This window comes from Bergeyella anatis, from assembly GCF_036016955.1.
In the GTDB taxonomy this organism is placed as follows: Bacteria; Bacteroidota; Bacteroidia; order Flavobacteriales; family Weeksellaceae; genus JAYWXI01.
The window spans coordinates 116,913-138,595 of record NZ_JAYWXI010000004.1 but is presented as its reverse complement, the minus strand read 5'-3'; the positions used below and the strand labels follow the sequence as shown (position 1 = coordinate 138,595).

Annotated in this window: 22 protein-coding genes; 13 read left to right on the top strand and 9 right to left on the bottom strand. The window is 44.3% G+C overall.

Translation table 11 applies throughout. From position 1 onward, the window contains the following. Positions 1 to 8 precede the first annotated feature (8 nt). Complete coding sequence (locus VQ048_RS04450; RefSeq protein ID WP_327610481.1) at positions 9 to 1,532, bottom strand: trypsin-like peptidase domain-containing protein; 1,524 nt, start codon at positions 1,530 to 1,532, stop codon at positions 9 to 11. 243 nt (positions 1,533 to 1,775) lie between these two features. Here VQ048_RS04450 and VQ048_RS04445 point away from each other — a divergent pair, with 243 nt between their 5' ends. The 3 genes from VQ048_RS04445 to VQ048_RS04435 all read left to right on the top strand — a co-directional run bounded on the left by VQ048_RS04445 (position 1,776) and on the right by VQ048_RS04435 (position 3,902). Continuing rightward, a complete protein-coding gene (locus VQ048_RS04445; protein WP_327610480.1) occupies positions 1,776 to 3,020 on the top strand; it encodes a peptidase U32 family protein in 1,245 nt (414 codons plus the stop codon). Positions 3,021 to 3,095: 75 nt separating this feature from the next. After that, on the top strand, positions 3,096 to 3,326 hold the full coding sequence (locus VQ048_RS04440) for a ferredoxin (protein WP_327610479.1): 231 nt from the start codon (positions 3,096 to 3,098) through the stop codon (positions 3,324 to 3,326). 3 nt (positions 3,327 to 3,329) lie between these two features. Then, entirely contained in the window at positions 3,330 to 3,902 is a 573-nt protein-coding gene (locus tag VQ048_RS04435) for a 5-formyltetrahydrofolate cyclo-ligase (protein WP_327610478.1), read from the top strand. On the opposite strand, the gene VQ048_RS04430 is transcribed toward VQ048_RS04435, so the two are convergent. Both VQ048_RS04430 and VQ048_RS04425 read right to left on the bottom strand, forming a co-directional pair. Beyond that, complete coding sequence (locus VQ048_RS04430) at positions 3,854 to 4,438, bottom strand: hypothetical protein (RefSeq protein WP_327610477.1); 585 nt, start codon at positions 4,436 to 4,438, stop codon at positions 3,854 to 3,856. The genes VQ048_RS04435 and VQ048_RS04430 overlap by 49 nt on opposite strands. Then, the gene (locus VQ048_RS04425; RefSeq protein ID WP_327610476.1) at positions 4,428 to 5,576 is read right to left on the bottom strand and encodes a hypothetical protein; all 1,149 of its coding nucleotides are present in this window, start codon (positions 5,574 to 5,576) and stop codon (positions 4,428 to 4,430) included. The genes VQ048_RS04430 and VQ048_RS04425 overlap by 11 nt, the downstream gene beginning before the upstream one ends. Before the next feature lie 186 nt (positions 5,577 to 5,762). On the opposite strand from VQ048_RS04425, the gene VQ048_RS04420 reads away from it, so the two are divergent. Together VQ048_RS04420 and VQ048_RS04415 are read left to right on the top strand one after the other, a co-directional pair. Then, a complete protein-coding gene (locus tag VQ048_RS04420; protein WP_327610475.1) occupies positions 5,763 to 6,080 on the top strand; it encodes a hypothetical protein in 318 nt (105 codons plus the stop codon). A 109-nt stretch (positions 6,081 to 6,189) separates the two neighbouring features. Continuing rightward, positions 6,190 to 6,387: a hypothetical protein gene (locus VQ048_RS04415; protein ID WP_327610474.1), complete on the top strand. Its 198-nt coding sequence runs from the start codon at positions 6,190 to 6,192 to the stop codon at positions 6,385 to 6,387. A gap of 62 nt (positions 6,388 to 6,449) precedes the next feature. Here VQ048_RS04415 and VQ048_RS04410 read toward each other — a convergent pair whose 3' ends face one another. Both VQ048_RS04410 and VQ048_RS04405 read right to left on the bottom strand, forming a co-directional pair. Then, positions 6,450 to 7,220, bottom strand: a complete 771-nt coding sequence (locus VQ048_RS04410) for a TrmH family RNA methyltransferase (protein WP_327610473.1) — start codon at positions 7,218 to 7,220, stop codon at positions 6,450 to 6,452. Positions 7,221 to 7,232: 12 nt separating this feature from the next. Next, positions 7,233 to 8,744 (bottom strand): DNA recombination protein RmuC, encoded by a 1,512-nt coding sequence (locus VQ048_RS04405; RefSeq protein ID WP_442872811.1) that lies wholly within the window; start codon positions 8,742 to 8,744, stop codon positions 7,233 to 7,235. Between the two features lie 83 nt (positions 8,745 to 8,827). Between VQ048_RS04405 and VQ048_RS04400 the strand changes: the two genes are divergently transcribed. After that, the gene (locus VQ048_RS04400) at positions 8,828 to 9,805 is read left to right on the top strand and encodes an EamA family transporter (protein WP_327610472.1); all 978 of its coding nucleotides are present in this window, start codon (positions 8,828 to 8,830) and stop codon (positions 9,803 to 9,805) included. A 57-nt stretch (positions 9,806 to 9,862) separates the two neighbouring features. On the opposite strand, the gene pncB is transcribed toward VQ048_RS04400, so the two are convergent. The 3 genes from pncB to radA form a co-directional block, all read right to left on the bottom strand. Continuing rightward, complete coding sequence (pncB, locus tag VQ048_RS04395) at positions 9,863 to 11,038, bottom strand: nicotinate phosphoribosyltransferase (protein ID WP_327610471.1); 1,176 nt, start codon at positions 11,036 to 11,038, stop codon at positions 9,863 to 9,865. An 86-nt stretch (positions 11,039 to 11,124) separates the two neighbouring features. After that, positions 11,125 to 11,709, bottom strand: a complete 585-nt coding sequence (locus VQ048_RS04390; RefSeq protein ID WP_327610470.1) for an acyl carrier protein phosphodiesterase — start codon at positions 11,707 to 11,709, stop codon at positions 11,125 to 11,127. A gap of 12 nt (positions 11,710 to 11,721) precedes the next feature. Beyond that, the gene (radA, locus tag VQ048_RS04385; protein WP_327610469.1) at positions 11,722 to 13,068 is read right to left on the bottom strand and encodes a DNA repair protein RadA; all 1,347 of its coding nucleotides are present in this window, start codon (positions 13,066 to 13,068) and stop codon (positions 11,722 to 11,724) included. Between the two features lie 143 nt (positions 13,069 to 13,211). Here radA and pyrG point away from each other — a divergent pair, with 143 nt between their 5' ends. The 5 genes from pyrG (at position 13,212) to meaB (ending at position 19,738) form a co-directional block, all read left to right on the top strand. Beyond that, complete coding sequence (gene pyrG, locus VQ048_RS04380; protein ID WP_327610468.1) at positions 13,212 to 14,819, top strand: CTP synthase; 1,608 nt, start codon at positions 13,212 to 13,214, stop codon at positions 14,817 to 14,819. A 145-nt stretch (positions 14,820 to 14,964) separates the two neighbouring features. Then, positions 14,965 to 16,779 (top strand): membrane protein insertase YidC, encoded by a 1,815-nt coding sequence (gene yidC, locus VQ048_RS04375; protein ID WP_327610467.1) that lies wholly within the window; start codon positions 14,965 to 14,967, stop codon positions 16,777 to 16,779. Positions 16,780 to 16,908: 129 nt separating this feature from the next. Continuing rightward, on the top strand, positions 16,909 to 17,715 hold the full coding sequence (locus VQ048_RS04370) for a carboxypeptidase-like regulatory domain-containing protein (RefSeq protein ID WP_327610466.1): 807 nt from the start codon (positions 16,909 to 16,911) through the stop codon (positions 17,713 to 17,715). Between the two features lie 35 nt (positions 17,716 to 17,750). Beyond that, positions 17,751 to 18,743 carry an enolase C-terminal domain-like protein gene (locus VQ048_RS04365; protein WP_327610465.1) on the top strand — a complete coding sequence of 331 codons (993 nt, stop codon included), beginning with the start codon at positions 17,751 to 17,753 and terminating at the stop codon, positions 18,741 to 18,743. A gap of 17 nt (positions 18,744 to 18,760) precedes the next feature. After that, positions 18,761 to 19,738 carry a methylmalonyl Co-A mutase-associated GTPase MeaB gene (meaB, locus tag VQ048_RS04360; protein WP_327610464.1) on the top strand — a complete coding sequence of 326 codons (978 nt, stop codon included), beginning with the start codon at positions 18,761 to 18,763 and terminating at the stop codon, positions 19,736 to 19,738. On the opposite strand, the gene VQ048_RS04355 is transcribed toward meaB, so the two are convergent. Further along, positions 19,727 to 20,272: a DUF4251 domain-containing protein gene (locus tag VQ048_RS04355; RefSeq protein WP_327610463.1), complete on the bottom strand. Its 546-nt coding sequence runs from the start codon at positions 20,270 to 20,272 to the stop codon at positions 19,727 to 19,729. The genes meaB and VQ048_RS04355 overlap by 12 nt on opposite strands. A gap of 199 nt (positions 20,273 to 20,471) precedes the next feature. On the opposite strand from VQ048_RS04355, the gene VQ048_RS04350 reads away from it, so the two are divergent. Further along, entirely contained in the window at positions 20,472 to 21,278 is an 807-nt protein-coding gene (locus tag VQ048_RS04350) for a M48 family metallopeptidase (RefSeq protein WP_327610462.1), read from the top strand. 92 nt (positions 21,279 to 21,370) lie between these two features. Next, positions 21,371 to 21,679 (top strand): hypothetical protein, encoded by a 309-nt coding sequence (locus VQ048_RS04345; RefSeq protein WP_327610461.1) that lies wholly within the window; start codon positions 21,371 to 21,373, stop codon positions 21,677 to 21,679. The last annotated feature ends 4 nt before the right edge of the window (positions 21,680 to 21,683 follow it).

The following is a 21,683-nucleotide window of genomic DNA, read 5'->3' as shown; positions in this document are numbered from 1 at the left end:
GATTGATTTTAATTGGGCATCTTGAAGCCTTGCGTGTAGATTCTTCCGTATTCGTCTACGAATTTTATTTGGACGTTTCCGGTATAACCCGATAGGATTTTGTCGATATCCTTTTGCGAATTTACGGGTTTTCCGTTGACTTCCATAACGATGAAGTTGTCTACGATTCCGATTTTGGACAGCTCTCCTCCGTTAACGATGTTTTTGGCCAATACTCCGCTGTTGAGGCCGTAGCGAACCTTGAAGTTTTCGCTCAGAGGCTCGAAATCTCCGCCTATTTTTTCGGAAACGGTTAGGTCGGCTTTGGTTCTTGCGGTAACGTTCCCTTTTTGGTCTTTTAGGGTAACATTAACGTTGTTTTCTTTTCCGTTACGGGAGTATGTAACGGTGACGATATCCCCGGGGCGCTTGCTTCCTATGGCTAAAGAAAGGTCGGAGAAGTTTCCGATGTCTTTTCCATCGATTTTGGTAATGATATCGCCTTTTTTCATCCCGGCATCGTCGGCGCCACTGTTTTGGTTGACTTCGATGATGTACATCCCCGAGCCGGCTTTAACATTGGCTTTATAACGCTGGTTGTATTCGGCTACGAGCTGGCTGTCGGACAGATCCAAAGAACTCACACCCAAAAAGCCGCGTTGAACCAGTCCGAATTTTTTGATATCCTCCACAATTTTTCTTGCCAGGTTGGAAGGTACCGCAAAGCCGTAGCCGGAGTAGTAGCCGGTAGGCGAGGCAATGGCGGAGTTAATACCGATAAGGTCGCCGTTGGTATTTACCAAGGCGCCTCCGGAGTTTCCTTGGTTGATGGCGGCGTCGGTTTGCAGGAAGCTTTCGATGGGGTTGCTGGCCGACCCTTGCCCGGATAGAATGCCAATTCCTCTTCCTTTGGCGGAGATGATACCGGCTGTCGCGGTTGAATTGAGTCCCAAAGGATTTCCGACGGCAAGCACCCACTGACCAACTTCTACCAAATCCGAATTGGCGAAATTAAGATAAGGCAAGCCTTTTTCTTCGATTTTCAATAGGGAGATGTCGGTGTCGGGGTCGGTTCCGACTAAGGTGGCAATATAGGTTTTCTTGTTGCTGAGGACGACTTCTAATTTGCTGGCTCCTGCCACAACGTGGTTGTTGGAGATGATGTAGCCGTCAGGAGAGATGATTACGCCGGAGCCCATGCCGGTTGGCATATTGTTGGGGCGTTGCTGTTGCTGTTGGCGCTGTTGGTTTCTCGGGCTTCCGAAGAACCATTCAAAGATGTCTTGGTCGCTGCTTCTTCCGGCGGTTCGGGTCTGGTAATTTTTTATGGTGACTACCGCAGGGACGGTTGTTTTGGCGGCTTTGATGAAATCGTCCGATCCGGCGGCGCTCATACCGGCAAAAGCCACGTTGTCTTTGGCTTGCCCGAAATAGGAATAATCCTGATTGTTGGCGTTATGGCTTTCGGATAATTTTATGCCTCCGAATACAGTGGCTCCGGATAGTACACCGACCAGAGCGTAAGGCGTTAGTTTTTTTAAGGTATTGTTCATTTTATTGTTTATTTTATAGATTGTCTTTTTTTCTGTAACAAATTTAATGCTAAATGATTGAAGGAAGTGGTATGGTTGTCGGGTTTTTAACTAAAATTTAACGGGAATTTAATGATTTTAATAATTTTATGCTTCTTCTGAAGGCTATCTTGGTTTGGAATTTAGAAGCGAAATGGCCAAAAGGGTTGGTCGGTCATTCTATTTTTAAAAAAGTTATCTTTGCAAAAATTTTCAAGCAGAAGAATGACAACATCAGGAAAAATAGAATTAATGTCTCCAGCGGGGGATTTTACCTCTTTGCAGGCGGCATTGGATAATGGGGCGGATTCCGTTTATTTCGGGGTGGAGCAGCTGAACATGAGGGCGAGGGCATCCATGAACTTCACGATTGACGACCTGCCGGAAATTGCCCGACGATGTAAAGAAAAAGGGGTGCGAACCTACCTTACACTCAATACGATTATTTACGATCATGATTTATCCATCATCAAAACCTTGTTGGATAAAGCTAAGGCGGCGGATCTTACGGCGGTGATTGCCATGGATCAGGCGGTGATAGCTTACGCCCGTCAAATAGGGATGGAGGTTCATATCTCCACTCAGATTAACATCACTAATATTGAGACGGTTAAGTTTTACGCTCTTTTTGCCGATACGATGGTGATGAGTCGGGAGCTTTCTATTAGTCAGATTAAGAAAATTTGCCAGCAGATTGAAAGGGAACAAGTAAAAGGTCCTTCTGGAAATCTGGTAGAGGTCGAGATTTTTGGTCATGGAGCCCTTTGCATGGCGGTTTCCGGGAAGTGCTATCTTAGTTTGCATTCGCACAACTCTTCGGCGAACCGAGGGGCGTGCAAACAGAATTGCCGGAAAAAATATACGGTAATCGATCAGGAATCCGGTTTTGAAATCGAATTGGATAACGAGTACATGATGTCGCCTAAAGACCTTTGCACGATAGGCTTTTTGGATCAGATTGTGGATGCGGGAGTGAAAGTGTTGAAAATCGAAGGACGCGGAAGAGCTCCAGAATATGTGGCTACGGTGACCAAATGCTATCGGGAGGCAATCGATGCGATAGCGGAAGGAACCTTCAGTCAAGAGAAAGTAGAGGCATGGATGAAGCAGTTGGAGACGGTTTACAACCGAGGTTTTTGGAGCGGTTATTATCTTGGGCAGGAGCTTGGAGAATGGTCGCCGAATCCAGGATCGAATGCCACACAGAAGAAACTTTATATCGGAAAAGGAAGGCATTTTTATCCGAAATCCGATATTGCGGAGTTTTTAATCGAGGCGTACGATTTGAATGTGGGCGATCGGGTCTTGATTCAGGGGCCGACAACGGGATCGCAGGAAATGGAGATCGTCGAAATGATGGTGGACGGCAAAGGAATGAGCGATAAGGCGGTTAAATCGGAAGTCATAACGTTTAAGACGGATTTCAGGGTTCGTCCCAGCGATAAATTGTACAAAATCGTTCCGGCTTAATACTTACAGATCATATTCTAACCTTAAAATCAAGAAACAATACTCTTGTTTCTTGATTTTTTTACAACGATTAAGATGGTTATCATTACACTTCAAAGAGATAAATGCATAGGCTGCAATTACTGCGCAGAGTTTGCTCCAGACTATTTCCGAATGTCCAAAAAGGACGGAAAATCGGTATTACTCAAGTCCAACGACAAGAAGGGTTTTTTTACCTTGAAGACGCCTCTGCCTGAAGCTTTTGAGCCTTGCGAGAAGGCGGCGAAAGCTTGCCCGGTAAAAATTATCTCCGTAAAAGAGATTTAGGAGATGAAAAAAGCGGAACTTAGGAAAAAATACCTTTCGGAAAGAAAAGCTTTGACTAAAGAAAGCGTTTCTCTACTCTCGGAGGCGGTTTTCACTTGTTTTGCTTCCGAATTTTCTTTTCGGAGTGGGGCGAAGGTGCACGTATTTCTCAGTATTCCTCATTTGAATGAAGTGGATACTTCTTTTTTTATTCGTTATTTTTTTGAAATCGGTTGCCGGGTGTTTGTGCCCAAAATGAAAGGAAATCAATTGCTTTCGGTCGAGTTGACGCCAAAGACGCCGTTAGAAAGCAATTCTTGGGGGATTGTAGAACCGCTGACCGATGAAGATTCGGGAGAGACGACGTACGATTGCGTAATAACCCCACTGCTTTATTGCGATTCTGAAGGAAACCGGATTGGCTACGGAAAAGGCTTCTACGATCGTTTTTTTGCTGCGCTTGCTCCTGGTGTGATGAAAATCGGGGTGGGATTTTTCGCTCCTCAAGAAAAAATTTCCGATGTAGAGGCGAGTGATATTCCTTTGGATTATTTGGTGATTCCGGATAGGATACTATCGTTCAAAGGCCGATTGTAGAAGTTGAGGAAATAGAATTTAAACTCTTTTTTGAATTTAATCTCGGCCGGAATCATCACGTACTGAGCCTCTCTCTCGTATTGTCCCAAACTGTTATTGTTGCGGTCTAAATACTCCACGTTGAATAGCGCGAAATTCAGCGTGTCTTTTTTGTAGTAGCGTTCTTTTAGTTCGAAGTGATTTAACTTCACGTTTTTTACTTTCAGAGAATCCAATTCGGAGAGGATGTTGTTTAATGTGGAGGAGTCGGGCTTGTAGAAGTACCCCAGAATTTGGTTGTATAAGGCCGTGTCGATTTCCGTGTCTTTGTTGCCTGCGTTGTAGAGAATAGAGAGTTCTAACACTTCTCTCACCTTTTGTTTGGTGATGCTGTTAATGGCCTGTGCGCTGTCCATCTTGGTGGTGGGGTAGGTGGTTTGGTTGCGGTTGTATTTCACCTGTTCCAGCGAGAGGTTGGGTTGTGGTTTATCTTTGCATCCAAGCGTTCCCGTAAGTAAGGCTAAAAAACTAAGGACGACTAAAAAGCTACTCTTCATTGCTGTCTTTGATTTTAAATTTGATGGAGACTATTTTCCCTTTTTCCCGTATCATTTCTATGACGGAAAGGTTTTTCAGGGAAGTGGTCGGCATGGTGACCAGATTGATGTATTTCTGTTTGTCTAAGGTTTCGATGCCGTAGATGTCGTTGTCGAAAACTTGGTAGATGACGGCGTCGTCGCTGATTCTGTTTTCCAATTCGCGGCGTTTTTCCCGGATTTGTTTTAAGGATTCGTCGGGATCGTTGCTAATGTCTTTTTTTGAAAAATAGTAGACGGCCATATTATAGTCGTCGGGCTTCAGCTGGATGGTTTCTTCTTTCGGAGCATTTTTCAGATGGCGGCTGATTTCAAGTTTTTCGTAGAATGGCGAAGTGATTTGCATGGAAACCACAGTATCCTTGGTGGGATAGTAAAAGCATTCGCCTGGAGCCACCCGATAGAATATTGGCGATTCGTTTTCTTTTATGATCTTGATTTCCAGTGTGCTTTGGATTGGGGAGTTGCGGTCGGCATCCGTAAAGCAATAGGTGTAGGTGGTGTCAAAAAGATGATCACGGAATCCCAAAAGTCCTAGTGCTACGGCTAATAATGCGGTGGCTGCAATCCAGATGTAGTTTTTTTCGGGGCGTTTTTGAACCGATTTTGAGATGTCGGTTTGTAGAGGTTCTTCGAAGGGTGTTTTTTTATTATTTTCCTGATTTTCAGTATTACTTATTTGTAAATTAAATTTTTTTTCCTCTTTTTGATTTAGGGATTCGTTGTTTGTTTCTTGTTGTTCTTCATTGGTTTCGTTGCCGATAGCTTCGCTGGTTTCGTTTTCTTCCTCCAAAATTTCGTTAGCGAAAAGGTGATGTTTTTTGAAGTCGTACCAAGAGATATAGCCGGCGTAAACCGAGAGTAGATTTAGGATGTCTATTCTTGGCAGCTTGGTTACCGGCGAGGTTTTAAAGTAGGTGTAGAATGATTTTTCACTAATATTGCCCTTAGCGATTTTTCTTAAATCCTCTTGGAAATAGACAATATCAATGCCTTTCCAATTCGAAATGTTTTCGTCGGAAGGCGTATGACTCTCGAGATAGCGCTGCTGAATCTCGGATTTTAGCTGTTCGAAGTGCAATAAATCTAAATCAGTCAAAATAATATAAAAAACACAAAGTGTTGATTTACAGTTACTGTTTTTTGTAAAATACTTTTACAAAGATATTACAACTAATTTTCATGAGCAAATCTTTTTGCTGCTATACCTTTGTCCCGTTCAAATGATTGAACAGAGTTGAGTTGATACAAAAAATTAAAAAACAAATTTAAACATTTTATTACTATGAAAAAATCATTGTTCGTAGCTGCTGTTGCAGCCATCTCTTTGGTAGCTTGTAAAGAGACTAAATCTACTGACGTAAACGCTGCTGATTCTGCAGCTGCTGCTCTTGCTGACTCTGCTGCTGTTGTTGCTGATTCTGCTGCTACTGTAGTTGCTGATGCTGCTGCTAACGCTGCTGCTGCTACAACTGCTGCTGCTGCTAACGCTGCTACAACTGCTGCTGAGGGAGCTGCTGACGCTGCTAAAGGAGCTGCTGATGCTGCTAAAGGAGCTGCAAAAGATGCAAAAGACGCTGTTAAAGAAGCTACTGGTCACTAATTAGTTTGAAATTAAACGGGTCGCTTCACCATTCTTTTTAGAATTGTTAAGCGACTTTTTTATTTAAGCGGATCATTAGAAAACATTTTTTTAAATACTTATAATTATCATGAAAAAATCACTTTTTGTTGCAGCTGTAGCTGCGATCTCTTTGGTAGCTTGTAAAAAAACTGAAACTACTGAAACTGTTGTTGCTGATTCTGTTACTGTAGTTAACGATTCTGCTGCTGTTGCTGCTGATTCTGCTGCTGCTGTTGCTACTGAAGCTGCTGCTGTTGCTGACTCTGCTGCTGCCACTACTAAATAATTGCCGCCAAAGAGCAAAACAATAGTAAAAAATAAAAAACCGACTGCATTGCAGTCGGTTTTTTATTTTCGTTTTTGTCTTAAGGTTTCGTAGCAAGTGATGGCTACGGCATTACTTAAGTTGAGGGAGTCAATGGTTCCCTGCATGGGAATTAGGGTGTTTTGCCCTTTGCCTCGCCAAAACGAACTTAATCCGGAGTGTTCGGTGCCGAACAAAATAGCGGATTTTTGAGTATAATCCCTTTGGTCGATCGTTGCTGTAGTGTCATCCATGAGGGTTGTGAAAATTTGGTACTGATGGTTTTTCAGAAAGTCGTAAAGTTCTTCATTGGTCGCTTGAAAAACGTTCATTCCAAATAAGCATCCGACGCTGGAACGGATGACGTTGGGGTTGTAGAGGTCTGCTTTAGCGTCCGCTATTACGAGGGCGTCAATGCCGAAAGCCTCGCAGCTTCTCAGAATTGCTCCGATGTTTCCCGGTTTTTCGGCGCCTTCCACAACAATGATTGTGGAGTCTTTTTTCGGTGAAAACCGATTTAGTGTTAAGTTTTGGGTTTGGTAAACACCGATGATGCCTTCCGAACTTCCACGGTAAGCTATTTTTTTGTAAACTTTAGCGGTTATTTTGTGGATGCGCCCTTTGTCTGGGGAGGTGTCTTGGAATAAATCTTCGCAGATGAAATATTCTACCGGTTGAAAACCAAAGGTTAAAGCCCGTTGATTTTCTTGTTTTCCTTCGACGCAGAAGACTTCCGCTTTTTTTCTAAAACGGTTGTCGTTCAATAATTTGGTTAGATGTTTTATTTTTTCGTTTTGAAGACTTTCGATGAGCATGATAGTAAGGCTTTATTGGGCAGGTTCTTGGCTGTTTTTTACCAGTCCCTGCGGGAGTTCTTTTTTATTCTTTAGTCCGAGTTGTTTCATTTTCTGGGTTTGGGAAACCAAATTATCCCGTCCACTGCAGAGTTGTTTATGAGCGGTGTCATAACTTTCCTTAGCCATGGTTATGGCTTTGCCTGTTTTTTCTAAGGTTTCTACAAAACCGACGAATTTATCGTAGAGTTTGGCTCCTCTTTCGGCAATTTCTATGGCGTTTCGGTTTTGGTATTCTCTTTTCCAAAGATCAGCCAAGAGCTTTAGTGAGGTGATGAGATTCCCAGGGTTAAGAAGGAGTATCCGCTTTTGGTAAGCAAAATTCCAAAGGTCTGGATCGGCCTGCATGGCAGCGATATAGGCGGGTTCGCTGGGAATGAACATCATAACGAAATCCAAGGCTTTACCGTAGTCGTCATAGGCTTTTTGGGAAAGTTGGACGATATGGGTTTTGATGGAATTCAGGTGTTGGTTTAGTTTACTCCGGTATAGTTCGGGATCGTTTTGATTGATTAATTCCGAAAATGCCGTGAGCGATACTTTAGCGTCAATAATGACATTTCGATCGTCGGGGTATTTTATAACGGCATCGGGCCGCATTTTCTTTCCAGAGAATTCGGAGAACAGAGCTTGGTTGTTTTCATCCGTGAGTTGGTATTCCAAAAAATATTCGCGCCCTTTGCTTAGTCCCGATTTTTCCAAGATATTTTCCAAAATCATTTCGCCCCATTGCCCTTGGGTTTTGGCGTCGCCTTTCAGAGCGAGTGTTAATTTTTGGGCGTCTTCGGAAATTTGTTGGTTTAGTTTGGCTAATTCTTTTACTCTTTCGCCCAAAGAAAACCGTTCTTTGGATTCTTTGTCGTAGGCTTCTTCCACTCGGTTTTTTAGTTCGAGTATTTTTTCTTGGAAGGGGTGAAGCAAATTTTTTAGATTATGTTGGTTTTGTTCGGTAAATTTTGAGGTTTTTTCTTCTAAAATTTTGTTTGCCAGATTTTCAAAATGCAATTTGGTTTCCGTTTGAAGCCTTTTAATTTCTTCTTTTTGGGTGGTTAGAAGACTTTGGAGGTGTTGATTGTGAAGCGATAATTCGGCTTGGCGGTTAGAGAGTTCTTGTTTTTCGTTTTGCCATTGGATGAGCTTTTCATTTTGCTGCCGGAGCTGTTGGTCTTTTAGTTCGTTTTCGGCGGAGCTTCTGCTGAGTTGTTCTTTTAGCTCCATAAAGATTCGGTTTTGTTCTCGGGTTTCGGCTTGTTCCGAGCGGAATAATTGTTCGATCTCGGAGTTTTTTTGTGTTTCGTTTTTCAGGTCGCTTTGCAGGCGGATGTGGTCTTGGATAAGGTTTTCGAATTGAGCTCGGGGGACATAAGAGGCTTTTAGATAGAAATAAAAGACGGAAGCCCCCAAGGCGAATCCGATGAGTAGGCCGATAAGCAAAGACAGCGTTTCCATGGGGTCAAAAATACGAAAGAAAAGGGGGAATTCCATTGGTTTGTCGCAGATTGGAAGGAAGTTTTCGCTCAAGTCAATTTTCGCCGTATCTTTGCAGGCTGTTTTTATAAATAAGAGATATGGGAAACAATATGTTGAAAGGGGTTTTTCTGGTGGCTTTGGGAGCCAGTTTTTACGGAATGTTGGCGACTTTTGTTAAGTTGGCTTACGGTGAAGGGTATACGACGGCGGAGGTAACAACTTCTCAGTTTGTGTTGGGGATTTTGGGAATGGGGTTGCTTCAGTGGCTTTGGCCTAAATTTTCGGGGAAAAGTTTTCCTGAAGTGGCCAAGTCGGATAAACGCAAATTGTTTTTGGCGGGGACTTCCATGGGAGGGACGAGTTTATTTTATTATATCGCGGTTCAGTATATTAATGTTTCGGTGGCGATTGTCCTTCTGATGCAATCGGTTTGGATTAGTGTTTTTGTCGAAGCGGTATTAAGTCGTACTTGGCCTCAATTTCGTAAGGTTGTAGCGGTATTCATTGTGCTTTTGGGTACGGTTTTGGCAACCAATGTAATGGGGAAGACGGTGGCTTTGGATTGGCGTGGTCTTTTTTGGGGATTTATGGCGGCGGTGTCTTTTAGCGTCACGATGTTTTCGGCCAATGGGCTTGCGACGTACGCTTCTCCTTATGCAAAAACGTTTTGGATGTTGTTGGGCGGGGGCAGCGTGATTGCTTTGTTTTTGGTTTTCGGTCAGTTGGGGCCTTACTATTCGGAGAAGCTAAGAGCGGTTCATGGATTCTTTTCCGAGAATCGTTCTGACGTTCGGGCGTTTGATTTTTCTATTTTTATCAAATACGGTTTGGTGCTTTCGCTTTTTGGGACGGTACTTCCTCCTGTTTTGTTTAATGCGGGATTTCCTAAAGTGGGGTTAGGGCTGGGAAGTATTGTCAGTTCGGTGGAGTTGCCTGTTTCGGTGATGATGGCTTACGTGTTGTTGAATGAGAAAGTAGCTCTCGTACAATGGTTTGGGATCGGTTTGATTCTCTTTGCTATTGTTTTGATGAATCTTCCTGCGATGAAAACATTTCGATCTCGTAAACGGAGTTGAACCTAACCGTCTGATTGATTTAAAGATAAAAAGACCGCTATTAGAAGCGGTCTTTTTTTAGTCTTTTATCCGGAGAACTTCTTTGGCCAGTTCGATCATTTTGGGTTCGCCGGTGTATTTTCCTCTTTCGTCGGAGAGTTTTACGGTCGGGATCCATTCGCCGTTGGGAGCCTGAACGCCGATGAGTTTCATGACGATGTTCATGGGTTTTAGGCCGACGTCGTTGGTCAGGTTGGTTCCTATTCCGAAAGATATACCGATGGTGCCTCTTGTGGCGTGGGTGATTTCCTCCACTTTTTCGAGATTAAGCCCGTCCGAGAAAATAATGTATTTGAAATTGGGGTTGATGCCGAAGCGTTCGTAATGTTCGATGGTTTTCTTGGCGAAGTCGATGGGGTCTCCGCTATCGTGGCGGACGCCGTCGAAAAGTTTGGCGAATTTTTTATCGAATTGTCGGAAAAACACTTCGGTGGTATAGGTGTCCGAGAGGGCAACGCCCAAATCACCTCGATAGACGTCTACCCAATGTTCCAGGGCGAGTTGATTGGCCATTTTGAAACCGTATTCTGCGGCATGGAACATGAACCATTCGTGGGCATGGGTGCCGATGGGCTTAACCCCGAATTTCATTGCAAAATGAACGTTGGAAGTGCCGATAAACTGTCCTTTTTCGGCCATCAGGGCTTCCATCACGAGTTGGTGAACTTTATAGGAATGGCGTCGTCGGGTTCCGAATTCGGCAAAGGTAACGCCTAACTCGTTTAGTTTTTTAGATTTCTCCACCGTATTTTGCACGACGGTTGAGTTGGAATCTCTTTCCATTTTGTTCATGCAGTAGTGAAGCTCGGAGATGAGTGCTAAAAGCGGCACTTCCCAAAGGATGGTGCGGTACCAAAGACCTTCCACGCACACTTTCAGGTTATCGTTTTCCTGAACAATTTTCACTTCGGAGGGGTCGTAGTGGTAGCCCTCCAAAAAATCGAGATAGGGGAGATCGAGATACGGACAAGTCTCTTTCAAGTATTTTTTTTCGGCTTTGGATAACTTAAGTTCGGCCATGGCGTCAACGGCTTTTCTTAGTTCTTCAGCAAATCCCTCGGGGAAAAAATGCTTGCCACGGTTGATGAATTCGTATTTCACGCGTGCGGTCGGAAAGAGTTTGACCACGGCATTTTGCATGGTGATTTTGTAGAAATCGTTATCCAGTATGGATTTCAGACGAACGTCTGTCATAGTATGTTAATTTAAGGGTAACAAATTTACTATTTTTTTGTTATAGTTTGGCGGGTACTAAGTGGAGAAACCAACGAGAAGCGGTTTTATTTCTCATTTTCGTTTAGACGGTGGCAAAAGGCTTCCAATTCTGGAAAAAAAGCCTCGTAGCATGTTTGGAGGAATGGCTTATGGTGAAGGAAAGCCGAAAAAGCCTCTTCGGAAGAATCCAAATATTTGGCCTTTCGGGCTATGTGCCGAAAAGAATATTCGATGCCCCAATCGTAGCGGTAATTCAGGAGCCAGTTGTCTTCTTTGATTTTAGGGAGTAAAAGAGCCAAGGTTTCAGGGAGCCACCGATGGTGCTTTTCCAAGGCTTCGTATACTTTTGCCGAATGGATTTCCCATTGTTTTTGTGTTTTTCTCTTGGGGTCGTTGGCCAGAAAATAATCCATTGCAATGTCGACAAAGGCTCCGGCATAGAGTCTTACGAAAGGCTGAAAGACCGTTTTTGCTTCGCTGATTATCGGGTGATGATCCGTAAAGTGGTCGATTTCGCGATGCAGCCGGATGCCTTTTAAGATTTCTTGGGGGTAAGCCTGTCGTTCGCGGTTTCGGACGAAATCTTCCAAAAAATTACCTGCAATCTGTCCTTCCGAATACGAGAGGTAGCTGTGCGCCAGATAGTTCATTTCGAAGCGGATTTAGAAAAGTCTTTCATGAAAATCCTCAATTTTGCCGACTTCCTCAATACGGATGCCGTATTTTTTTCGGGGAATTTTGTTCAGGCTGGAGACGAAAATTTTTTCATACCCTAATTTTTCGGCTTCGGATATTCTTTGTTCAATTTGCGGTACGGGGCGGATTTCGCCACTAAGGCCGATTTCTGCGGCAAAGCAAAGGTGGTCTGAAATCGCCACGTCTTCGTTGCTGGAAAGGATGCTGGCTATTACGGCTAAGTCCAAAGCGGGATCGTTGGTTTTGATGCCTCCCGTTATATTGAGAAACACGTCTTTGGCTCCCAATTGGAAGCCGGCTCTTTTTTCAAGTACGGCGAGCAGCATATTAAGCCGTTTGGCGTCGAAACCCGTACAACTGCGTTGCGGGGTACCGTAAACGGCGGTAGAGACAAGCGCTTGGATTTCCAAAAGCATCGGGCGGTTGCCTTCTAAGGTAACGGCTACGGCGTTTCCGGACAACTCTTCCTCTTTCTTGGTGATGAGGATTTGCGAAGGGTTTTTTATTTCCTTTAGGCCTTGGGCTACCATTTCGTAGATGCCGATTTCCGAGGTGGAACCGAACCGGTTTTTGTTGGCTCGTAAAAGGCGGAAAAGATGATTTCGGTCGCCGTCAAAATTCAAGACTACATCGACCATGTGTTCCAGTACCTTCGGACCGGCAATTTGACCGTCTTTGGTGATGTGTCCTACCAAAAACACGGGAGTATTGGTTTCTTTGGCTAGTTTGATGATTTCGTTGGAGCATTCTCTTATTTGTGAGACCGTTCCCGGGGAACTTTCGATAAGTTGGCTCTGCAGGGTTTGGATGGAATCGATAATGATGAAGTCCGGCATTAGTTTTCGGGCTTCGTGTACGATTTTTTCCACAGAGGTTTCTGTAAAGAGGTAGCAATCGGGGTTTTGGCGTTCGGTCAGCCGGTCGGCGCGCATCTTTATTTGGGAGGCACTTTCTTCTCCGGAAACATAAAGGATTTTTCGTTTCATCTTGAGTGCCAGCTGCAATAAAAGGGTGGATTTTCCGATGCCCGGTTCGCCGCCAATTAGTGTGACCGAGCCCAAAACAATACCTCCACCCAAGACGCGGTTGAGCTCTTCGGAGGGGGTGATGATTCGAGGGTCTTCGCTGGTTTCAACTTCGATGATGTTGATTAGGTGGTTTTTCTTTTTGTCCCCGGAAAAAGGTTTGGTGGTTTTCTCCAGAATTTCTTCGGCAAGTGTATTCCATGCTCCGCAGTTTTTGCACTGCCCGTGCCACTGAGAGTATTGGCTGCCGCAATTTTGGCAGAAATAGGCGGTTTTTGTTTTGGCCATCGGTCGGAAATCTGAAAAATATAGAAATTAACTCTTGCAAAACTAACCTTTTTTTTGAAATCCTTCCGGAGAATATCCAAGAGGTGCAAAAGGTCGTTGCCTCGCATTGATTTTTCGTTTAATTTTGCCGAAACCTAAATCTAATGAGTAAAAAGAATACCAAATACATCTTCGTAACGGGAGGTGTGACCTCTTCTTTAGGAAAAGGTATCGTGGCGGCGTCGCTTGGGTTGTTGCTGAAATCCCGCGGATTGAACGTTACCATCCAAAAACTGGATCCCTACATCAATATCGATCCCGGAACGCTTAACCCTTATGAGCACGGCGAGTGTTATGTAACCGAAGACGGAGCGGAGACCGATTTGGATTTAGGCCACTACGAGCGTTTTTTGGATGCGCCGACTTCCCAAAATAATAACGTAACTACCGGAAGAATTTACCAGACCGTTATCGAGAAAGAGCGCAAGGGCGATTTCTTGGGGAAAACGGTTCAGGTTATCCCGCATATTACCAACGAAATTAAGCGGAGAATCAAGATTTTGGCTAACCAAAATTACGACATCATCATTACGGAAATCGGAGGAACGGTGGGCGATATCGAATCGCTTCCCTACATCGAATCCGTTCGCCAGTTGAAATGGGAACTTGGGGAGAACAATTCGATGGTCATTCATCTCACTTTACTGCCTTATCTTGCCGCCAGTGGCGAGCTGAAGACCAAACCGTCTCAACATTCTGTAAGGCATCTGATGGAGAGTGGCGTGCAGGCGGATGTTTTGGTTTGCCGTTCCGAACACAAGATTCCTAAAGATGTTAGGGCGAAGTTGGCTTTGTTCTGTAATGTGCCCAGCGACAATGTCATCGAATGCACGGATGCCGAGACCATTTACCAAGTGCCTTTGGATTTGCAAAAGCAAAAATTCGACGAGGTGGTTCTGAAGACTTTGGATCTTCCGATAAAAAAGAATTCCGATTTAAAAGACTGGAAAAATTTCTTGAAAAAATATAAAAATCCCAAGCGCAAAGTCGAAATCGCGTTGGTCGGAAAATACGTTTCTCTTCAGGATTCGTATAAGTCTATTGCCGAGGCGTTTATTCATGCCGGTGCCGATTTGGAAACCGAGGTAAAAGTCCGCTGGGTGTATAGTGGGGATCTTACGGATGAAAGTGTGTCGGCTTCGTTGGAGGGAGTGGACGGTGTGCTTATCGCGCCGGGCTTTGGCGATCGGGGGATTGAAGGGAAAATTGTAGCGGCGAAGTATGCTCGCGAAAACAAGGTTCCTCTTTTGGGAATTTGTTTGGGGATGCAGGTGATTACCATTGAGTTTGCCCGCAATGTTCTCGGGCTGGAAAAAGCCAATTCCATGGAATTTGACGTTTCCACGCCGGATCCTGTTATTTCTTTGATGGCCGATCAAAAAAATGTGGTGGATAAAGGTGGTACCATGAGGCTTGGGGCTTGGAAGTGCGCTTTGAAACCGGGATCGAAACTGGCAGAGATTTACGGAAGCCGTAATATTTCGGAGCGTCACCGTCACCGTTACGAATTCAATAGCGAATACCAAGACGCTTTCGAAAGCCAAAAACTGATTCCTTCAGGATTTAATCCGGATACCCGATTGGTGGAAACTTTAGAGTTAAAGGATCATCCGTTTTACATCGGGGTGCAATACCATCCCGAATATAAGAGTACGGTTGCCACACCGCACCCGCTTTTCAAGGCATTTATCCAAGCCGCAATAAAAGATTAATCCTTTTTCTCGTGCCCGCCTTTCGGCGGGTATTTTGTTGCGGTTTTCAATTAATAAAAATTCAGTATTTTTGTGCCGCTAAATTTTGAAAGTCGTAAAGACTTTGGTTTATATTTCGACACTCTATTTATTTTAAACGAAAACGATGCAACAGAACAACGGGCTCGACAAAAAACAACTCATCAGCTTTATGCTGTTTACCTTGCTGATGATGGGGGCAATGTATTATTTCCAAAGCAAGAAAGTGCAAGAGGAAGCGGCTGCCCAAGCGCAAAATCCTAAAACCGAACAAGTTGGTGCGGCAAAAACAGCCGAGGCTGCCAATCTAAACCCTTCGGTGAATGCGGCAGCCATCCAATCGGTTCACTTGCAGAGCAACGAATTGAAGCTTGAGTTTGCCAGCCTCGGAGGACAACTTTCCAAAGTAGAGCTTGCAAAGTACAAGGCCTACAACCAGCAGTCCGATGCGGCCGATTTGCCGTTGTATCTTATCAATAAAAATAACTCTAACTATGGGTTTCAATTTACGGATAAAACCGGGAAGAAATTCAATACGAGAGATTTGGTTTTTGCTCCATCGGTTAGTGGAAATACCGTTACGATGGCGGCCAATGTTAACGGAGCCATTATTCAGTATGTTTACACGCTAAAACCGAATTACACCTTGGATTTTCATGTGAAAACCAATGGGTTGTCCAATATTGTTAACGACGGTAAAGCCGAGTTTGTTTGGGATTACCAAGTCAGAAAATTGGAAAAAGGCCGTTCTCAGGAGCAAAGTCATTCCGAGTTTAGTTATGCCTTTAACAACTATAAATCCTACGATTATGATGGTCGGACGTCCATGGACGAAAGAGACGAAACCCTAAACTGGATCGGGGTTAAACAACAATTTTTTGCTTCTCTTATCGAAGCGAAAAATGGTTTTGCCCAGTCTCATGGCCATCAAGATATGATTGAAGAAGGAGAGTATTTGAAGAAATTTGATTTTAATGGTCAGGTTCAGCTTGCAGGCAACGAACTTAATCAGGATTTCACATGGTATTTTTTACCCTTGGATTTACCACTTTTGAAGTCTTATGATAAAAATTTCGACGAGATTCTTCCTTTGGGATGGTCTTTCATTGGGGGGATGAACCGGGTGTTTTTCATGCCGATGTACCGACTGATTGCTTCCTGGGGAATTTCGGCCGGATGGGTGATTTTCTTTATGACCATCATTGTGAAGCTTATTCTTTCACCAATTATGTTCAAGCAGCACAAGCTCAGTGCAATGATGAGGGTAATCCGTCCTGAAATCGACGAAGTCAACGAAAAGTTTAAAGACGCCGATCCGATGAAGCGTCAGCAGGAGATGATGAACGTGTATCGAAAGGCTGGGGTTAATCAAATGGCAGGATGTTTACCGGCATTGCTTCAGATTCCTATTTTCTATGCGTTGTTCCGTTTCTTTCCTAACTTTATTGATTTGAGAGGGGAGAGTTTTTGGTTTGCCAAAGACCTTACGGCTTACGACGATTTGATTAAATTACCGTTTTCCATTCCTTTTCTTCAAGACCATTTGAGTATTTTTGCTCTGGCTTGTACGGCGGCTATTCTTGTCTATACCATGCTTACTGCAGGAAATATCCAGCAGCCTACCCAGCCGGGTATGCCTAATATGAAGGTCTTGATGTATATCTTCCCGATTACCTTCTTGTTTTTCCTTAATACTTCGGCGTCCGGATTGTCTTGGTATTATTTTGTTTCTAACGCCATTAATATCGTCATCATTTTGGTGATTAAATATTGGATTTTGGATGAGGAGAAAATTCATGCTCAGATTCAGGCTAATAAAGCTCAGCCGAAGAAAGAAGGCCGCTTCCAAAAACGGATGAGAGAGATGATGGAACGCGCACAGGAGCAACAGCGCTTGCAGCAGGAGCAACTGAAGCGGCAACAACAAAATAGAAAAAAATAAATTTTTTATTTGCAACGAGAAAGCAGGACCGAAATAGGCCCTGCTTTTTTTTATGTTTTTTTAAAAAGGTGTTAACGCCTTTTAACAAGAGAAAAGAATTAGCTTTGCCTTATTTTTAATATCTCTCTTGTGAATTATCGTTTGCTTTTTGGTTTGTTTTTTATTTGGGCTTGGGCTCCGATTTATTCACAACGAAATCTTTCGGGGAGAGTGGTATTGGAGGAAGGAGTCGGAATTCAAGGGGTTCTTGTGGTTAATACGGCCACCAATCGTAGCGTTATAACGGGAGAAGAAGGTCATTTTTCCATTCAGGCTAATGCAAAAGACGAAATACGTTTTGTGAAAGCTTCTTTTGATCGGTTTTCGATGACGGTTAAGGAAGAGGATTTTGAGGGCGGTTTATCGATTAAACTTCTCCTAAAGCCCGTAGAGATAGAAGAGGTCCGCTTATTTCCGTTAACCGGAAGATTGAGGGAAGATGTGGGGAAAATGAAATCCGATCAACGCCTAACGCAATTGAAAAAAACGATTGGTCTTCCGGGGCCTAAGGAGACTCCGAGAGAAACCATTCCTACCTTAACAAACGGGGTGATAGCACCGCTTTTGACTTTCAAAATTGATTTGAATGCGATTTATAAGCTGGTTAATGGAGATGCTCGGAGGATGAAGAATCTTTATGCGTATGAGGATCTTCAGCGTACGGTTAATTGGATTTTAGAACAAAACGGGGTGTCTTATTTCCAGCAAAGGGGGATTGTTCCTCATCAAGCGAGGTCGTTTTTGGAGTTTGCCGTTTTATCCTTTCCTGATATTTCCAGTCTGGTCCGAAAACGAGAATTAAATAAAGTTAATTTTCTATTGGAAGAGGCTTTAACGGTTTATTTGGAGCGGCAGAGCGAAAATTCGGATCGGACTGCGGTATCCGATTTAAAATGATTATTTTTAACCAATAAACCCATAGTTAAAACAGGATGCATTTGGATTGGACTAAGATACGGCTGGATTTGAAGGAAACGTTTGCTATTGCCCATGGGCGGTACGATTATCGGGAAGCGTTGCTGGTTCGTCTTTCGGCGTATGGGGAGACGGGCTTTGGGGAGTGTGTGGGGATTAGTTATTATGGTATTGATTTAAAGGGGTTTATTTTAGAGCTTCAAAGAATAAAAAATCATTTGGAGCGGTGGTCGATTTCTTCTCCGGAAATGTTTTACCAAGGGTTGGTAGCTTTGGGGCTTCATCCGTTTTTACGTTCGGCTTTGGATTGTGCTTATTGGGATTTGTACGGGAAGTTGGAGGGTCGAAGTTTTTCGCAGCTTAATGGATTTACGATTACAGAACTGCCGTATTCTTCTTATACGGTGAGCGTGGCTCCTGTGGAAGAGCAGTTGAGGAAAATCAGGGCGTCCCGTTGGCCGGCCTTAAAAGTCAAATGCGATGGGGCTCGTTTGGACGATGTTTTTAGGTTTCTTGGGGAAGGGAAGGCGATTGCTTTGGATGCTAATACGAGTTTTACGGCGGAGGATTGCGTTTATTTGCAATCGGAAACTCGAGCTGAGGGGTTTTCTTATATTGAACAGCCTATGCCGGAGGGAGGGTATTCGGTTTTAAAGAGAGACGGGAGGGTTTGTTGGATGGCGGATGAGGAAGTTCAGGACGAAGGTTCGCTGGGCGTGTTGGAAGGGCACTATGCGGCGGTGAACGTTAAGTTGATGAAATGCGGCGGGTTAACGCCTGCTCTGGCATTGATTTCGGCGGCTAAAAGCAAAGGGTATAAAGTGATGGTGGGTTGTATGACGGAATCTTCGGTGGGGATTTCGGCGGGGGCAGCGTTGGCTCCGCTTTGTGATTTTGCCGATTTGGATGGGGCTAATCTTATTGCGAACGATTATGCGCGGGGTTCGGCGGTTTTGGATGGGGAGATACGGCTTTCCGAGCGGCCGGGTCTGGGGATAAGTTTACTATAATTCGTATTTTTGGAGGGATGAAAATTTCTACTTCTCAGTTGGTTGAAGGGGTTCTTTCGGGCAATAAACGGTTGCTTGGGAAGGCGATTACTTTGGTGGAAAGCAAGAAACGGGAGCATCGTTTGCAGGCGGAAGAGTTGTTGGAGGCCTTAATGCCTTATACGGGGAATTCCGTTCGGATAGGGGTGACGGGTGTTCCTGGGGCGGGGAAGTCGACGTTTATTGAGCATTTCGGAAAACTGGTGATTGCTAAGGGAAAACGGGTGGCGGTTTTGGCGATTGATCCCAGTTCATCGCTTAGCAAGGGTTCTATTTTGGGAGATAAAACACGGATGGAGGCTTTAGCGAAAGATGAAAATGCCTTTATACGTCCTTCGCCGAGTTCGGGATTTTTGGGAGGGGTTGCCAATACGACGTTTGAGACGATGTTGGTTTGCGAAGCGGCGGGGTACGATTATATCTTGATTGAAACGGTGGGGGTGGGGCAGAGTGAGGTTTTGGTGGCGGATATTTCGGATGTTTTTCTGTTTTTGAAAATTATGGGAGGAGGGGATGAACTGCAAGGTATTAAGCGGGGAATTATGGAGATGGTGGATGTGATTTTCATCAATAAAGTTGAGGAAGAGCATCGGCAGAAGGCTCTTCAGATCAGGCAGGAATTGACGCGAGCGCTTCAGTTTCTCCCTTCGAAGGAGGAAGGCTGGAAGGTTCCGGTTTTGATGGGGTCGGCGCTTTATGGCTTGGGGCTCGAAGAGGTGTATGGTAAGATTGAGGATTTTGTCCGTTTCAAGGTGGCTGGAGGCCGTTTTGACCAAGTGCGTCGGCAGCAGGCGGAGAAAAGGTTTGATTATTGGGTGAGGGAATATCTTTTGCAACGCACTCGTTCTCAGAGTGAATTTGGCGGGGTGTGGGAAAATTTGAGGCGGAAAGTTTCCGGCTTGGAGGCGAATCCCAGTACGGAAGCCAAGCGTTTTGTCGATAAACTATTCGGATGAGCGGTTTTTGTTTTCTTCATTGGCCATGAGATAGCCGTCGTAAGAGATGGGTTGGCGGTCCGAGGCCTCTATGGAGGTGAAAGCCGAGCCGTTGGGGTGGATTTCGATGATGATTCTTTGGACGTATTGGCGGTCCTGAGGGCGGATGAGGAGTATTTTTTTTCCTTTTTTACCGATTGAGCGTTCCACCGTGAATTTTTCCGAGCGAAAGCGAAAACTGTTTTGGTTGGGATCGGAAGCGGGGAAGAAACGTCGTCCGTAGTAGGGTAAGGTAACCTCAAGGGTGTTTTCTTTTAGCACGATGGAGTAGCCGTAATCCAAATCCAACAGCCGATTGGGGGTAGCGCCGGGCAAATGGTTGAGGGCATTTACGGCTTCGTAGTTGGTGGGAAGGGCTCGTCTGGCCATGAAGGTAAATTGTTGTTTTTCAACGAGCGACTCAACGGTTTGGGGATCCAGATAGCTTTGGCTGCTGCAGGAGAGCATAAAGACGAACGAACACCAAAATAAAAACGAGGACAAAAGGGTTTTCATTGCATTAAAAATTGAGGGGTTGAACCCTCAAATTTAAGATTAAAAATTTTATTATTTTTTTGTAGACAGATTCGTAAAAGGTTTAGAGCAGGAAGGTAGGGATTTTGTATTTGTGGGGGCAAATTTTATAAATGAAATTAATGGGGTTGGAATGGAAATTGTTTTTGGTATCTTTGACACAATTAAACTAACATTTACTATGACAATTAAAAACCTTCTAAGCCTCGGTGTGGTTTCGGTTACCATGATGGCTTGCGCGACTAATCCGATTACCGGTAGACGTTCGGTTCAGCTGGTTAGCGATGCGCAGATTGCTTCTTCGGCGGTTCAGCAATATCAGGAAGCCTTATCCAAAGCCAAGGTTATCAAGGGAACGACGGCGGCCAACCAAGTTAAGAACGTGGGGCTTCGCCTTCAGAATGCGGCTTCTAATTATTATCAGAGCATTGGGCGGGGGAATGATTTGGCTTCTTTCCAATGGGAATTTAATTTGCTGGAGGAAAATGTGGCGAACGCTTGGTGTATGCCGGGAGGGAAAGTTGCCGTGTACACGGGGATTTTACCAATTACCCAAAATGAAAACGGATTGGCTGTGGTTTTGGGGCACGAAATCTCGCATGCCTTGGCGGGACATGGTAACGAAAGAATTTCCCAAGCTATGATGGCTCAATACGGTGGGGCGATTCTTGGCGGAGCGATTTCCAACCGTACGTGGGCGACGGTTTTTTCTCAACTTTATCCGCTAGGAGCTCAGGGGGTTTTGTTGGCTTATGGACGGAATCAGGAATTGGAGGCCGATCAAATGGGGCTTTATATTATGGCGATGGCCGGGTATGATCCCCGAGGGGCACAACCGTTTTGGCACCGTATGGAGAGCAGCAGTACGGGAAGCCGTCCGCCGGAGTTTCTATCAACCCATCCTAGCCCAGAATCTCGAAGAGCCGATATAGAGAAGCATTTGCCAAAGGCTTTAGACTACTATAAAGCGGCAGGGGGGAAGCTCTAATCCGGCGTTTTTAATCTAAAAATCTCAGACCGACCTTTCCGAATTTTTTTTATTAAATTTGGGAAGGTTTTTTTATTAAATTTTTGACTGTTATGAAAAATCTTACTTTGATAGGCTCTATATTGCTGGCTTTAGCCTTTCTTCTTTATTACATGATGCCGGATTTTCGTTTTATCCATCTGTTTGAACCGGTGAGTTTGATGGGGATTACGGCAGGCATCGGGATTGGGTTGATTATTGGTGGTATTGTGGGGTATGTCAGCAAGGGGGCGGCAATAAAAGAGGCGGAAAAGAGAAGAGTGTATAAGCAGCTTCAAAAGGAAAAAGTGGCGTTGGAAAAGCAAGCGGCCGATTTGGCTCGTCAGCAGCTTCATCCTCCTTCCGACCCTCCTTTGGAATAAAAAA